General features: G+C 36.5%; 14 protein-coding genes, 1 rRNA gene and 2 riboswitches. Of the genes, 4 read left to right on the plus strand and 11 right to left on the minus strand.

The window, feature by feature from the left end; translation table 11 throughout:
* Positions 1-94 precede the first annotated feature (94 nt).
* Together Q0940_RS05870 and Q0940_RS05875 are read right to left on the minus strand one after the other, a co-directional pair.
* Entirely contained in the window at positions 95-1546 is a 1452-nt protein-coding gene (locus Q0940_RS05870) for a cobyrinate a,c-diamide synthase (protein ID WP_299265419.1), read from the minus strand.
* Positions 1547-1576: 30 nt separating this feature from the next.
* The gene (locus Q0940_RS05875) at positions 1577-2185 is read right to left on the minus strand and encodes a hypothetical protein (RefSeq protein ID WP_299265422.1); all 609 of its coding nucleotides are present in this window, start codon (positions 2183-2185) and stop codon (positions 1577-1579) included.
* Between the two features lie 165 nt (positions 2186-2350).
* A riboswitch (cobalamin riboswitch) is annotated at positions 2351-2578 on the minus strand.
* Positions 2579-2792: 214 nt separating this feature from the next.
* Here Q0940_RS05875 and Q0940_RS05880 point away from each other — a divergent pair.
* From Q0940_RS05880 to cobD, 3 genes are read left to right on the plus strand one after another with little or no spacing between them, the layout of a single operon-like run.
* Positions 2793-3431, plus strand: coding sequence for a histidine phosphatase family protein (locus Q0940_RS05880; protein WP_299265425.1), 639 nt, complete (start codon positions 2793-2795; stop codon positions 3429-3431).
* A gap of 35 nt (positions 3432-3466) precedes the next feature.
* Positions 3467-4474 carry a CobD/CbiB family cobalamin biosynthesis protein gene (locus Q0940_RS05885; RefSeq protein WP_299265430.1) on the plus strand — a complete coding sequence of 336 codons (1008 nt, stop codon included), beginning with the start codon at positions 3467-3469 and terminating at the stop codon, positions 4472-4474.
* Entirely contained in the window at positions 4465-5529 is a 1065-nt protein-coding gene (gene cobD, locus Q0940_RS05890; RefSeq protein WP_299265433.1) for a threonine-phosphate decarboxylase CobD, read from the plus strand. The genes Q0940_RS05885 and cobD overlap by 10 nt, the downstream gene beginning before the upstream one ends.
* 258 nt (positions 5530-5787) lie before the next feature.
* Here the strand turns inward: cobD and Q0940_RS05895 are convergent, their stop codons facing one another.
* Positions 5788-7659: a TonB-dependent receptor gene (locus Q0940_RS05895; RefSeq protein ID WP_299265435.1), complete on the minus strand. Its 1872-nt coding sequence runs from the start codon at positions 7657-7659 to the stop codon at positions 5788-5790.
* Positions 7660-7730: 71 nt separating this feature from the next.
* Positions 7731-7805: riboswitch (cobalamin riboswitch) on the minus strand.
* A gap of 351 nt (positions 7806-8156) precedes the next feature.
* Between Q0940_RS05895 and Q0940_RS05900 the strand changes: the two genes are divergently transcribed.
* On the plus strand, positions 8157-9050 hold the full coding sequence (locus tag Q0940_RS05900) for a TIGR03899 family protein (RefSeq protein WP_299265438.1): 894 nt from the start codon (positions 8157-8159) through the stop codon (positions 9048-9050).
* Here the strand turns inward: Q0940_RS05900 and Q0940_RS05905 are convergent.
* The 8 genes from Q0940_RS05905 to rrf all read right to left on the minus strand — a co-directional run bounded on the left by Q0940_RS05905 (position 9047) and on the right by rrf (position 13985).
* Complete coding sequence (locus Q0940_RS05905; RefSeq protein WP_299265439.1) at positions 9047-9802, minus strand: TIGR04219 family outer membrane beta-barrel protein; 756 nt, start codon at positions 9800-9802, stop codon at positions 9047-9049. The two genes, Q0940_RS05900 and Q0940_RS05905, sit on opposite strands and share 4 nt — an antisense overlap.
* 10 nt (positions 9803-9812) lie before the next feature.
* Positions 9813-10790, minus strand: a complete 978-nt coding sequence (locus Q0940_RS05910; protein ID WP_299265441.1) for a DUF2333 family protein — start codon at positions 10788-10790, stop codon at positions 9813-9815.
* Between the two features lie 17 nt (positions 10791-10807).
* Positions 10808-11248 carry a copper chaperone PCu(A)C gene (locus tag Q0940_RS05915; RefSeq protein ID WP_299265443.1) on the minus strand — a complete coding sequence of 147 codons (441 nt, stop codon included), beginning with the start codon at positions 11246-11248 and terminating at the stop codon, positions 10808-10810.
* 61 nt (positions 11249-11309) lie between these two features.
* Entirely contained in the window at positions 11310-11639 is a 330-nt protein-coding gene (locus Q0940_RS05920; protein WP_299265446.1) for a hypothetical protein, read from the minus strand.
* Positions 11640-11654: 15 nt separating this feature from the next.
* Positions 11655-11861, minus strand: coding sequence for a PspC domain-containing protein (locus tag Q0940_RS05925; RefSeq protein WP_299265450.1), 207 nt, complete (start codon positions 11859-11861; stop codon positions 11655-11657).
* 391 nt (positions 11862-12252) lie between these two features.
* A complete protein-coding gene (locus Q0940_RS05930) occupies positions 12253-12498 on the minus strand; it encodes a hypothetical protein (protein WP_299265454.1) in 246 nt (81 codons plus the stop codon).
* 189 nt (positions 12499-12687) lie between these two features.
* Entirely contained in the window at positions 12688-13680 is a 993-nt protein-coding gene (dusA, locus tag Q0940_RS05935; RefSeq protein WP_299265457.1) for a tRNA dihydrouridine(20/20a) synthase DusA, read from the minus strand.
* Between the two features lie 190 nt (positions 13681-13870).
* Positions 13871-13985: ribosomal RNA gene (rrf, locus tag Q0940_RS05940) — 5S ribosomal RNA — on the minus strand.
* Positions 13986-14145: the final 160 nt, after the last annotated feature.

Below are 14145 nucleotides of genomic sequence, written 5' to 3' on the forward strand. Positions count from 1 at the left end.
AAAGTACTGACTCACTCTGGACTAGTGCCTATGCATTACTCATAACTAACGCCTTTTGCAGACGGTCCTAATGAATCTAGACTGATAAAACCTATTATAAATAACGGGTTTTATCAAAAAGACTTAAGGTTAAACTTGGATTACTTGGGAAGTACCAGTGCATATATGAGGCAAGAATATTGTTATGTTGATAAACAAATTCTCCTGCACGTTCACTTGGGTGATGAGTGGTTTGGCAAAGCGGTTCTAACTCAATGTCGGCGCTTGAATAATGGAAACTATGACCGCGCATTATGTTGTTAGTTTGCTTGTTTTCGTTTTGTGGATCTTGCTCAAATAACGGAAGCTTGACCCACTGAGAACCAATAGCCGTTAGCTTTTTTTGCATTGCGGCTTTACCAGGCAAGAGCCCCAACATAGGAAATTGCTGTCCATCCATGTCAGTAAGTTGATCAAGTAAATACAACATGCCACCACATTCCGCCACTATAGGCTTGTTACTTTTCGCAAATGCTCTTACGTCATTTAAAAACGAAACATTATCTACAAGTTGCTGAGCATATAATTCTGGATAGCCACCTGGAATATATAAAATATCACCGTCGGGTAAATGAGTGTCGTTCAATGCTGAAGTATAAATAAGCTCTGCACCTGCTTGCTGTAAAAATGCAATATTTGCAGCATAAACAAAACTAAAAGCGCTATCTTTAACAATAACAATGCGAGTACCAACTAACGGCTTAGCTAGCTCTTTATTAATTTGCTTATCGATGTCAGTGTCAGTAACGTCTGAACTAGTAGAGTTTAAGTTAGGTGCAAAGAACTCTACCGCTAAAGGTAATTCTGTTAACCCTGTGTTTGCTATATGACTTGCAGCTTGATCAAGTTGAACATCAATATCACTCAACTCTTGTGCTTGTACTAGCCCTAAGTGACGTTCAGGCAATGTTATGGTTTCGTCTTTTGGCATACGACCATAAAAGGTAAATTCTTTAGGTAAGCTAGTACTTAGTAACTCTATGTGTCTTTCGCTATTAACTCGATTAGCGATAACACCAGAAAAAGGTAAGTTAGGTCTAAATTTTGCCATTCCAAATGTTACTGCAGCAAAGGTTTGAGCCATGGCTTTAGCGTCTATAACCGCTAAAACTGGAATATCAAAATATTCGGCCAAATCTGCGCTGCTTGGTGTGCCATCAAACAAGCCCATGACACCTTCAATTAAAATCAGATCTGACTCTTGCGCCGCTTTATGCAGTAATTCTTGGCAACCTTTCTCACCCACCAGCCATAAGTCCAATTGGTAAACTAACTCACCACTGGCTTGGCGTAAGATCATAGGATCAATAAAGTCGGGGCCGACTTTAAATACGGTGACTTTACGGCCTTGATTACGATGGTAACGTGCAAGTGCTGCAGTTACCGTTGTTTTCCCTGAACCAGAATGAGGTGCAGCGACAATTAAAGCAGGACAGTTAACGCCACTGCCTGCTGTATTACTTGGCTTGTCCTGAAAAGGAGAAGCTTGTTTGTTGGCAGAGGCCATTAAATGTCCTTAATAGAAAATTAGATAAATTTAAAAATTATGATCCGCTTTGATATGTTTGTCGAAGGCTTTATCAGCAACAAAGTGACTAAAAACAAAATCAATAACTATGGCTGAAACTACATAAAAAATAGGATTTGAAATAGATTTGAAGTAATACTTATCAACACGAGCTGTGTATTCGGCCCATGACACGTCAAACTTGCCAGATAATAAGTAGTAACTGCCGTTAGAGATTAAAAATGCAATTGAACTTGCAATAAACAGAGCAATAGCTACTTTAGCAAGATTGATTGGTAACGCGTTTTGTTGCCAATCTGGCTTAGTAAAATAACCCGCTGTAAACATGGCTGCGTAACTTAATACGAGTGCTGGATAAGATGTGGTTATGCAATCACCAAAGCTGCCTCGGTAGTACGAAGATGCCAGGTCGATAGAAACCGATAAAACATAAAAGAACCAAAACGCTTTCATGTTACGTAAATACATTCCGGCTAAGAAAAATATAGCGATAGATGCACTAGGCAAATTATTTAAACTAGGGAAGTGATGTGTACGAGTGGCGAGCATCAGTAAAGTTAATAAAGCAAATATGGCTATAAGCAAATTAACTGGTGACTTTTGGTTGAGTGATTTCATAACATTCCCATTAAATACTATTCTTTTTAAATAGACTAACGGTGTAGGAGATCAAAGTCGGTAAGTGGGCAAGTTATACATATTTTAAAGGCAACTCAGTCCATTTACTTATCTCTGAATTACCGCCCACCGCAGTTGTCGAGTTTTGCTATTTATGAATTGAGAATAAATAGCTATTACTTAGGCCGGTCTCCGGACTCCTGATCATCGCATTTGCAACACCTTCCCATATTTCATTATCTCGATAAAAACAATAATTACATACAGTGGTTTTGTTGCTGCTCACAGTTACCGTTGCGGGGGCAGTACTGGGTTTTCACCAGTTTCACGTTTCATCTTTATTGGTTGTTTTTGCTAAGTTTATTTTAATAAACCATTTATAACGTAATTAAAAAAACACGTTACAAGAAAGCCACAACCTAAGACACCTTAAGTAGCGAGGATAGTACGTCATGCATATTTTTTATTCAAGAAAATCCAGTCGTTTGATACCACAGGTGCCTTATCGAAATTAAAACTTTGGATTGAACACAATCAGCGATTTGGTTATCCTGCCCGCCAATCCAATGCCCCGTGAATACATAATCCTGATGAGTAGTAAATTAACATGACCACAAATTTGTATTTAGCACGTCACGGAGAAACCAAATGGAACAAGGAGTTGCGCTTTCAAGGTCAGTTAGATAGTGAACTAACCCAAGTTGGGCAATTACAGTCAAAAAACATAGCCGACTCATTGTTTGATATAAAAATAGAGTTAATCGTATCTTCAACCCTTGGCCGTGCAGTTAACAGTGCACTCATTTGCCAACAGCAACTAAAGTCACCAGTAGAATATTCGGTTGAATTAATTGAACGTAACTTAGGACCTTGGCAAGGTCGTTATATCCAAGATATAAAAACAAACAAAAATTACCCCGAGTTAATGCAACAATATACTGACTTAAACTTGGTAGATGATGACTCTTCTCTAAATGGTAAACACATTGAGGTCGTTGACGGTTTTAATATATCCGAGAGTGCTATCACTTGTGCAGTACGGGTTTATAACGCATTGGAAACATTAGCGGATGAGCATAATGGTAAAAATATCTTAGTGATTTTTCATGGCGAGGCATTACGTTGTTTTTTGGCGAAATTAGGTCATCACTCAAGTATTAGTGCTTACGAATTAATCGACAATGGTTCGGTTTTCCAAGTAACCTATCAACACAGCGAAAAACGCTTTAATTTAATCACTAATTAAAGCCAATTGTACATATAAGGTAAGTCAGTTCCAGAATGGATAATATCTATAACCAAACAATGACATTGCTACCTGAGTATTCTGTGTTTATTACACTGTCACTTGCGTTATTAGCGGATAAAGTTTTTGGCGAAGCTACCCGTTTCCACTATCTGGTTGGTTTTGGTTGGTTAGCAAATAAGCTAGAGGCAAAGTTAAATAGGTCTTCAGATCTTTCTTTCCAAAGCCCTTTTAACAGCTCTTTTAACAGCAAAATACTCGGCACCTTTGCTTGGTGTTTATTGGTGCTGCCTTTACCCTTAATATATTGGTATTGCTTTAACGATCTTATTTGGTATTGGCAAATTTGTCTTGATGCCACTGTGCTGTATTTAGCTATTGGTTTAAATAGTTTGTATCAACACGCCATGCAAATTTATCAACCGTTAAAATCGGGCTATATTGAACAAGCCCGTCACTTTACTGGCTATATTGTTAGCAGACAAACCAATGAACTTAGCGAACAAGAAATGTCGAGAGCCACGGTAGAGTCAATGTTGGAAAATGGTCACGACTCAGTTATCGCATCGATGATTTATTATATTATTGGCGGAGCGCCTTTAGTAATATTGCACAGATTAGCAAATACATTAGATGCCATGTGGGGTTATCGTACTGCGCGCTTTAATGACTTTGGTTATGCCAGCGCTAAATTGGATGACTTACTCGGCTTTATCTCAGGTAAGTGCTGTACCTTGTTTTATGCTATACAAGGTATGAAGCACGGACGTGTATTTCACAGCTTGCGTAATGCTTACAGCCAAGGAAATAAATACAAGAGTCACAATGGCGGTTGGGTGATGGCGGCGGGCGCGACTGTGATGGATATAAAACTTGGTGGCAGCGCACTTTATCATGGCAAAAAAATTAACTCTGTTGTTTTAGGAACAGGGAAAGAAGCGACAACTGATGATATTCCCGTAAGTTTCACTCTGGTCACTCGCGCTAGTCTGCTGTTATTAGCATGCGTATTAACTTTCTCAATAGGAATAATATGGCTTTAGTTCACGGTGGCCAATTACAACAAGTTGCCAAGCAATATAATATTCCAACGCAGGATTGGTTAGATTTATCCACCGGGATTGCGCCTATCAGCTATCCAATTCCACCTATTCCCAATTCAGCTTGGCAGCAATTACCACAACATAATGTAGATCTTGTTAATGCCGCCAAACACTATTATCAATGCTCTGAATTGGTTGTCACCAATGGCAGCCAGGCCATTATAAAAGCCTTGCCGACGTTATATCAGCAACAGAACCCCAACAGTAAACATGTGTATTTACCAGAGCGTGGTTATAAAGAACATGCTCAGGCTTGGAAAGTTGCTGGCTATAAGCTGCACTTTTATCAAGACTCATTACCTGAGCTTACCCAGTTACCTGTTAATTGTGTTGTGGTGATCATTAATCCAAATAATCCTACTGGCCAGTTTTTTAAACTTGAGCTTATCAGCCAGTACCACTGTGCATTAAAAAAATTGAATGGTTTGTTGGTGGTTGATGAGGCTTTTATAGACGTGATGCCAACCGAACAATCTTACTGTACGCTAGCTAATGATAATTATGTTTTAGTATTACGTTCGTTTGGTAAATTTTTTGGCTTAGCGGGGATTAGAATTGGTTTTTTAGTGGCGAATGAACATTGGTGTAATACGTTTAAAGAGTTATTGGGACCTTGGCAAGTAAATAACCCTGCACAGATTATTGCTGAGCAAGCATTAGTTGATACAAACTGGCAGAAAACCCAAAAAGCCAAGTTAAATGAGCTCACCACGGCTCAAGTAGAGATGTTCAGACAAGTATTTACAGACTATATATTATTAGATATTAAAGGTTGTGATTTATTTCTTACATTAAGTTTTAAACAGCCAACAACGGCTAAGCAGCTTTATCATCTGTTATGTCAGCAAGCGGTTTATTGCCGATTAGCCGATGAGCAAGATACATTAAGATTTGGCATAGTTACTACAGACTCAATAAAACGTTTAGAAAAGGCATTACAACTTGCTTGCGCTCAAATAACCTATTTAAAACCTTACAACCTTATAGCCTTATAGCCCTACAACCTTACATCCTTACAGCCTTACAGCCCTAAAGCCCTAAAGCCCTAAAGCCTTAAAGCCTTAAAGCCTTACAACCTTATAGCCTTATAGCCCTACAGCCCTACAGCTTTAAAAAAAACTTACTTTTCCAAACACAAATAAAAAAGCACCTAACTATATGATGATATCAATAATAGTTAAATGCTTTTTGTATCAGGTGCTATTTATAAGAGCTGCTTATAAAAGCCATTAATAATCGGCTTTTATATAAGCTTAGTTTTGGTAAGAAATACCAAAGTAAGCAACTTGACCTTGAGTAAAGTATCCATCTGAATTTTGATACTCTTCATCAAAAGCATTGTTCACTTTTGCCTGAATTTTAAAATTATTCGTCACAGGATAACTCAAGCCTAAATTAACTAATGAGTAGCCGTCTAGCTCAACAACCGTTCCACCATAAAGATAATCATAACGTTTACCTTTATATTGAATTTCAGCGTACAGTGCCGCATTAGCAATGGTTGTATCAAATTGATAACTAACATGCTCTTTAGCTCGGCGACCTAATTGGTTACCTGTACTCGCATCTTCAGCTTCAATATAACTAATACTAAATTGATGAACACCACCAAAACCTTGGTAATTAGCGCCTAATTCAGCACCACTGATTTCAGCGTTATCTACGTTAATTGGTGTCACATAAAACTCAGCAGTAGAACCACTCCAGTCGATAAGATCTTCAATGTCTGTTTTATAAACACTGAAATTAACCGACAAGTTATCAAATTTATTTTTAACGCTAAATTCAAAACTTGATGATGTTTCAGATACTAAGTCGCTATTACCAACATATCCCCATTGCAATGGATAGTATAAGTCGTTAAACGTTGGCGCTTTAAAACCAGTACCTGCAGACACAGCCAACTGAGTGTTAGCTGTTAATTGGTAACCAAAACTTGCGTTATAAGTAGTTTCAGATGCCACGCCTTCAACGTCATCGCTGCGAACCGCCAGCTCTGATGTTAACGTGTCTTGATTAAACATCACGTGTGCAAATATACCTGTGGTATCACGTGAAGTCTCATCATATTGTGCATCGCCTTTTAATGTTTCTTGGTACATATCTGCACCTACATTTAGTTGCCACGACGATGAAAGCTCACTGCTATTGATCACAGAATACTGATTACGGCGAGAGTCATACTGACTACCGTCGTTTTTACTTATTCCGTTACCGTGATTGATATTTGACGTTCTGTTTTGGCTAACGCTAAATTGTGTGATGTTATTTACACTAGTAAACTGAGTCTCATATATGGCGCCTAACTGCCATACGTGGTTATTCACTTCACTTTCATTAGCGCCGTATGAACTATCGTATTCGGTATCACCTTGATCTAATTGAGCTAGCCAGTTTAAGCTTAACGCTTTGTTAACTTGTTGTTGGCCATTAATAGCTAAAGAATTAAAGCTGTAACCATCTTTGTCGAATTCAGCATCATCTTTAGCATCAAAGCCATCAGCTGACTCATGCTCAACACTTAAGCTAGTGAAACCATCACCATGCTCAATACCAACACCTGCATTTAGCATTTTATAATTTTCACTACCAACAGTAGTGCTAATAAAGTGTTCACCGCCATCCAATTTACGAGTAAATATTTGGATAACACCACCGATAGCATCTGATCCCCATAATGCTGCACGAGGTCCTTTTACGATTTCTATACGTTCAACAAGTTCTGGCGCTATATTTTGTACGTTGGTAGATCCTAATGTAGCTGAACTAATGCGAACACCGTTTAACAGTACAAGTGTGTGATCTGAGTTTGCGCCGCGCATATAAACAGAAGACGCTTGGCCACGACCACCTGATGTTGAAATATCAATACCAGCAACTGTCGATAACATGTCTAATACTGATTTAGGTTGAATTCGCTCTATATCTGCACGAGTGATCACCACCTGAGTTGCTAGAGAATCTGCAACGTCCATTGGAGAACGCGATGCTGTCACTGTAATAGTTTCTAATTCATCTGCTGTAACTTCAGTGTTTGCCTTAGCAATGAAAGAAGTTGAAATGGCACTGACTACAGCCAATGATAGTAATGACTGTTTAAAAAATGTGTTTTGTTTTGTTTGCATATAACCTCATTAACGATGCCCACCGCATCATATGTGTTGGTGCTGGTATACAGCACTGATGAAGCAAGTTTAAGTACTCGGACTAACATAGATAAACCTATGATCACCGTTGCGGGGGCAGTGAAGAGTTCGCATCTTCTTCCCTTAAACCTACTATATAAAATGCTATTTCTTGGAAGTATGAAATAACATCAATGACTAATTTAAGGATAGATAACTCAAAATAAAGTGACCCCCTTAAATCAAGGGGCGATTATCAACAACTAGAGTTATAAATCAACAGCTAAAAAGTTATATCACTATATATTTAATAACTTTTCTGTTTTCAGATACCAATCTATGTCATTTATTTTATTTACAGTAAGCATTTACTTACTTTACATGCTGAATATTTTAAGACTACTTTGATTAAAATCAGAGCTGATTAAATATACTCTTTGACAAAGTTAATAATTTCATTAGTTTAGTGATATTAGCTTTGGAGCCTATTTAATATTATGTCTAACTCAACATTGCACCCATCAAGAGCAAAGTACTTATCTTTATTAAAACAAACGACGAGTATCGACTTTGATATTGTCGCCGCTGAGGATTTAACTCCATCAGCAAAACCGGTGCGCGAAGTGGCAAGCGGCGATAAAGTAATATTGAAAACCCCTGAGTTAAGCGCTTATCAAAGAGCGCAAAGACGTAGCCAATTAGTCGTTTCTCGTCAGCAAAATAACCTTGAAAAAATATTCAGTTTAGCTCTTGAGTATATAAACCAAGATGCTCAATTTGACCGATTAGATTTAGATTGGATGATGAAATTCACTGAACTGGCAAAGCATAGTTACTCACAAACCATGCATGAGCTTTGGGCAAAGATCATTGCGGTAGAATTAAGTCAAATAGGTACATTTTCTTACAAAAGCTTAAAAGTATTGTCTGAATTAAGTACTAAAGAAGCTCTGCTTTTCTATAAAGCTATTAACTTAACAAGCCGAGTTGGAGACGATAAAAGTGCTAAAATTTTAACTGGTGTCTATAAAAAACCGACTTTTATGTCGATTTTTTATAGTAATAACAGGAAGAGCATTAATCTAAATAAATTTGGCTTATCTTATCCTCAAATTATATCGTTAGCAGAAATTGGGTTAATCTACGAGCAAGAAATTGAATCCGCACCTTACTTACATGGAGAAAAGATTAACCTATCTTATCTTGGTAAAAGCTATAGCCTGAAGGTGAAGCAAAAAGAAGTAATATTTACTTATTACAAATTAACTCAAACGGGAAATGAGTTATGTAAATTAATAACAACTGAGTTTAATAAAGGATATTTGAATAGTTTATTATCAGACTTTAATGGATTGCTAGATATTTCATCTAATACTGAGTCGGTAATTTAAAAGTGGGCTTCCATACCAATAAACATAGCTTGCCAATTAAGTTGAGTATAAACACCATCTAAATTAGTAAACTCAAGATTTTGTTTTTTCACCCCAAATTGTAAATAAGTTTCGACTAATTCCGTTTTGTAAACCGCATAACTAATGCCCGTTTGAATATCATAAGTGCTTGTATCCAAGAAGCTTGTTTCTACAAACATTCCAACATTTAACAGAGGTAAATTAAGTTTACCTGCCACAAAAGCTAATAATTCAATATCTGATATTTTACTGAAGGTACTTTCTGAGCTGTCGCTTTGATTGGCAACTTGATTATGTATTGAGTGTTGTCTCAATGTCATACCTAAATCAAATTCGAATGTTCGAGTATCTAAAACCTCAAAATAAGTAATCACATCGAACTGTTCATAAGTGGATTCAACATCTAATACAGAAGCAACACGGAACAAATTGTCGTTAAATAAAAATGTTTGGGATAACGTTGATGAAGATTCATTTGATGTTGTGGTTTGTGAAAATTTAACATTAGGTACAAATTTTACTTGGTGTTCTAGCGTGAAATAGTAATTATATTGTACACCAGACTTTTTATCTAATGTCAGTACAGAGTCAGCCGTTTGACCAAAACTACCATCAGGTGTGGAGCTCCAAAAAGATAGACCAGCTGACAATTGCAAAGAATTGTCAGCCTTAGCAGCAAAGCTAGATAGGCAAATTATAAGTAAAAAAATATTGCTTAGTAGATGCCTCATTGCTAATTATTTATCCCTGTATTAATAACTTATTTAAATCAATTATTGCCGCGTTAGCTCTGGAAATATAATTAGCCATAACTAAAGAATGATTGGCCAATAATCCAAACCCACTGCCATTTAATATCATTGGGCTCCAAACTGACTCTTGGGTAGACTCCAATTCTCTAATAATTTGACGAAGACTCGTTAACGCGTTTTTCTTTTCTAACGTATTAGCAAAATCAACTTCAATTGCTTTTAAAAAATGTAATAAAGCCCAGCTAGCACCACGCGCTTCGTAAAACACATCATCTATTTTCCACCAACTTGTCTTCACCATTAAATTAGATGAAGTAGAGGTAGATTGGCTTGCTTCCGCTTCACCAGATAAATCTGTGTTGATCCTATCTTGGCCAACACTTGCGCTAAGTCTTTGACTTAAGCTACCTAAACGTTTTTCAACTTCGCCTAACCAATCTCTTAAGTTGTCGGCGCGAGCATAAAACTGACCATTACCTTGTTCGTTATCGGCTAATGTATCGCGATATTTAATTAATGCTTCAATTGCTTTGCTATATTCTGATTCAGCACTTGGCCAAGCCCATGATTTGGAGTCAATATTAAATTGAGGTTGAGCAATTTTTAAATATTGGTTCTCTAAGGATTGTGATTGAGAACGACTAAAATCTTTACGTAGTGTCAATGCCATATCACGGATCATTTCTAACGCACCAAATTCGAACGCAGGAATATTATCTAAAAATACACCTGGTGGCATAATATCATTCGTTAAATATCCACCAGGCTTATTCAATAAGCGCTCGGTGACTTCAATTAATGTATTTGTTGTTGTAAACCCAGTAACAGGAGATACATTCAAGCTTTCAGCTTTCTCAATTGATACTTTCTCTACGTCAAACGTATCAGGCATAAAGCTCCAATACTGCGCAAGTAATAAGAAAAAAACAATAACAGTAACGACACCTGCACTTAACAACTTATACATTATATTATTCCTACTTTTTAATGATGATGTTGGTGAATTGATTTAACATCAAATGTTGCAACCTGTTCACTACCATCTTGAAAAATAAAGGTGACATCAATTGTTTTTTTCATTGCGTCTTGTTCATTCAACCCAATGAACATTAAGTGTAAACCACCACTTTGAAAAGTTTTAGTTTCATTTGTGTTTATGGTTAAACCATCTAGTTTAACCATCTTCATAACGCCATCATTCATAATATGATCATGAACTTCAACTTTTTTTGATAAATCAGATTTTGCAGATATTAATACGATATTATCACTGCCCTTATTAGTTAACTCCATATAACCAACTGTATTTGCCATACCTGGAATTGGCGATCTAACGACTCCATTTTTTACTTCTATATCTAAAGCAGAAGCATTTTGGCAATACAGCCCTACTATCATAACCAACAAGGTTGAAATTTTATTCATGTGAATCTCCTTTTATATTAAGGCTACAATATCAAAATCGGAAAGTAACGCCTATTTAATCCTACGCTTTTTGATGATTTGGTTGTTTAAATAACCAATATAATACTACGCCTACAAATAGCACAGGCCAAGAAAAGAAAACGCCAATTAAAACTAAAGGGATCATTACGACAAATATAGTCATTAATGCAGCGCCTAATATGCTAAACATTACTATCAATAAAGTAACGGCTGCAATAATAATTAGCGGTGTAGCAATCCCAGCTATAACTGACGAGCCATTAAAGCCACTATGATAGTCAGTTACAATAATCATTTCAGGCCATGAGCTTAGCACCCAAACAACTGCGCAACAGAATGAGATGAAAAATACTTTTAATAACGTACTCATATTATTCTCCCTAGCTTAATAGCGATTAGTAGGCATTAAAAATGCGGCTAGCAAGTATGCAAACACTGCAGGCAAAGGAAAAAGAATACCAAGTATAACGCTGAGTACTCTTACCGTAATAATAGGCATATTATAATGCTTAGCGATACCTGCACATACACCTGACAACTTCCTGTTCAATAAATCTTTTGTGATTGGGTTACCTACATATTTCTCTTTCATAACGACTCCAATATTTAACAATTAATTAATTAATTAATACATTACAATCAATATGCCATTAATTTAATAATACTATCTCATTGTTTCTATTAGATTATTTCTAAAATGCAGTTATGTATAAAATACAGATTAGTTATATTGGCCACTTGATTGGTTTAAATAACTAATAGTTGGGATTTTGGGATTTTGGGATTTTGGGATTTTGGGATTTTGGGATTTTGGGATTTTACTAAAATGATTGTGGAGTAAAACAACTACTCCACAACTTTTTGATTTGATGATGTTTTCATACTTAATCGTGCTTCAAATGCTATGAATATCAAGTACGCTAAACCTAGGCTAATCACTGGTGATAGTGCCACTATAAATAGGGTAACCATGCTAAACAACATTATTTAGCAGCCAGTTCATAAGTTACGCCTATTTCAGCATCAGCTTTTGCTATTCTAATTGCATACTTTGCTTGGTATAGAAATGTATCTTGTGCATCAACGGCAGCTCTAGCTAATACAATATTATTTACTCTATTAACCTGAATATCTATTACAGACTTCAAATCTTCAGCACTATCAAAAGTTGCGATAGTTGTGTCAGGTCCTGATAAAATTAAACTTGTTATTAATACTAATGATTGCATGACTCTCTCCAAATTTTATTAATTGGTTATTCAATTAATTACTTAGTCGAGTCTTATATTACAAAGGTTGTGCCATTAGATTAATTTATTTTATCCTGTTGATTTTATTGGTTTTTATTCTATTTTATATTTTCTGAGTAAAGTTACAGTTATAATAAAAAACAATTAATTAGCAAGATTAACCATTATTTAGTTATTTTCACTTTGCCTGAAAAATCTACTTGCATCTTCCATTAATTCAGCACCACTTTTCTCTGATCTAACGCCGTTTTCACTTAAATTGCGTCGCCAGATCTTAGCTCCAGGTAAGCCTTGAAATAAACCCATTATGTGTCTTAACACGTGCCAAGCTCTGCCTTCTTCACTTTCGTGTTTAGTAATATAGCTTGCCAACTTATTCATAACCTCAGTTCTAGATAAAGGAGTGAAATTGGGTTCTTGGTAGATAACCCTATCAACCTCGGCTAAAATATATGGATTTTGATAAATCTCTCTACCTAGCATTACACCATCCACATATTTTAAATGCTCTACGCTTTCTTCTAAGGTTTTTATTCCGCCATTAATGATTATTTCTAATTCAGGAAACATCTGTTTAATTTTATAAACACGATCGTAATCTAGCGGTGGGACATCTCTATTTTGCTTCGGACTAAGACCCGTTAACCAAGCTTTTCGAGCATGTATGATAAATGTAGTGCAACCGGCCTCTTTTACTATTTTAATAAAATCAGCTAAAAATTCAAAACTATCAAGATCATCAATACCTATTCTAGATTTAACTGTAATAGGAATTGAAGTTACCTCTTTCATTGCTTTAACACATTCAGCTACAAGCTCAGGCCTAGCCATCAAACAAGCGCCAAACATACCGTTTTGTACTCTGTCTGATGGACAACCTACGTTTAGGTTAACTTCATCATAACCACGTTCTTCTGCTAATTTAGCACAATGCGCTAGAGCTGCTGGATCGCTTCCTCCTAGCTGTAGAGCAACAGGTTGTTCTTCGCTATTGAATTTTAAGTAATCACCTTTACCGTGAATAATAGCGCCAGTTGTAACCATCTCGGTATACAAAACAGTATTTCTACTCATAAGGCGATAAAAATAGCGACAATGTCTATCAGTCCAATCTAGCATGGGCGCAACACAGAATCTGCGATCAATAGTTTTAGTACTCATGTGAAACACCCTATAAATAAAATAATTCTGAACTGAATATAGACTGACCTATGGATTTAAAACCAGACTATGAACAGAGTTCAATCTATAAGCCATCGTTTCAGTGTATATGTGTCATTTTTGCGCAATATTATAGGCGCAAATGCAAAAAACCCGTCAATCTTACGATCAACGGGTTTCTCTAATAGGAGTCTGGCGGTGAGCTACTCTCGCATGGCGACTGCCACACTACCATCGCCGCAACTGCGTTTCACTACTGAGTTCGAAATGGATTCAGGTGGGACCACAGCGCTATTGCCACCAGACAAAAGCGTTATTGCGTATTTAACAATGGAAAGCTTCTTAACCGACGTATCAGTTAAGTAAAAAATAAGGTTATTTGTATCAGCGTTCAAGAACACTTAAGCGTTGTATGGTTAAGCCTCACGGGCAATTAGTATAAGTTAGCTTAATGCCTCACAGCAC

This window comes from uncultured Psychrosphaera sp. (genome assembly GCF_947500655.1).
Lineage (GTDB): Bacteria > Pseudomonadota > Gammaproteobacteria > Enterobacterales > Alteromonadaceae > Psychrosphaera.

Bases quoted from the DNA above. Each gene is read 5' to 3' on its own strand.
- Q0940_RS05915 (WP_299265443.1), bottom strand. From the start codon at position 11,248: ATGAATAAAATTTCAACCTTGTTGGTTATGATAGTAGGGCTGTATTGC.
- Q0940_RS05875 (WP_299265422.1), bottom strand. From the start codon at position 2,185: ATGAAATCACTCAACCAAAAGTCACCAGTTAATTTGCTTATAGCCATA.
- Q0940_RS05930 (WP_299265454.1), bottom strand. From the start codon at position 12,498: ATGCAATCATTAGTATTAATAACAAGTTTAATTTTATCAGGACCTGAC.
- Q0940_RS05885 (WP_299265430.1), top strand. From the start codon at position 3,467: ATGGATAATATCTATAACCAAACAATGACATTGCTACCTGAGTATTCT.
- Q0940_RS05920 (WP_299265446.1), bottom strand. From the start codon at position 11,639: ATGAGTACGTTATTAAAAGTATTTTTCATCTCATTCTGTTGCGCAGTT.
- Q0940_RS05910 (WP_299265441.1), bottom strand. From the start codon at position 10,790: ATGTATAAGTTGTTAAGTGCAGGTGTCGTTACTGTTATTGTTTTTTTC.
- Q0940_RS05870 (WP_299265419.1), bottom strand. From the start codon at position 1,546: ATGGCCTCTGCCAACAAACAAGCTTCTCCTTTTCAGGACAAGCCAAGT.
- Q0940_RS05895 (WP_299265435.1), bottom strand. From the start codon at position 7,659: ATGCAAACAAAACAAAACACATTTTTTAAACAGTCATTACTATCATTG.
- Q0940_RS05880 (WP_299265425.1), top strand. From the start codon at position 2,793: ATGACCACAAATTTGTATTTAGCACGTCACGGAGAAACCAAATGGAAC.
- dusA (WP_299265457.1), bottom strand. From the start codon at position 13,680: ATGAGTACTAAAACTATTGATCGCAGATTCTGTGTTGCGCCCATGCTA.
- cobD (WP_299265433.1), top strand. From the start codon at position 4,465: ATGGCTTTAGTTCACGGTGGCCAATTACAACAAGTTGCCAAGCAATAT.
- Q0940_RS05900 (WP_299265438.1), top strand. From the start codon at position 8,157: ATGTCTAACTCAACATTGCACCCATCAAGAGCAAAGTACTTATCTTTA.
- Q0940_RS05925 (WP_299265450.1), bottom strand. From the start codon at position 11,861: ATGAAAGAGAAATATGTAGGTAACCCAATCACAAAAGATTTATTGAAC.
- Q0940_RS05905 (WP_299265439.1), bottom strand. From the start codon at position 9,802: ATGAGGCATCTACTAAGCAATATTTTTTTACTTATAATTTGCCTATCT.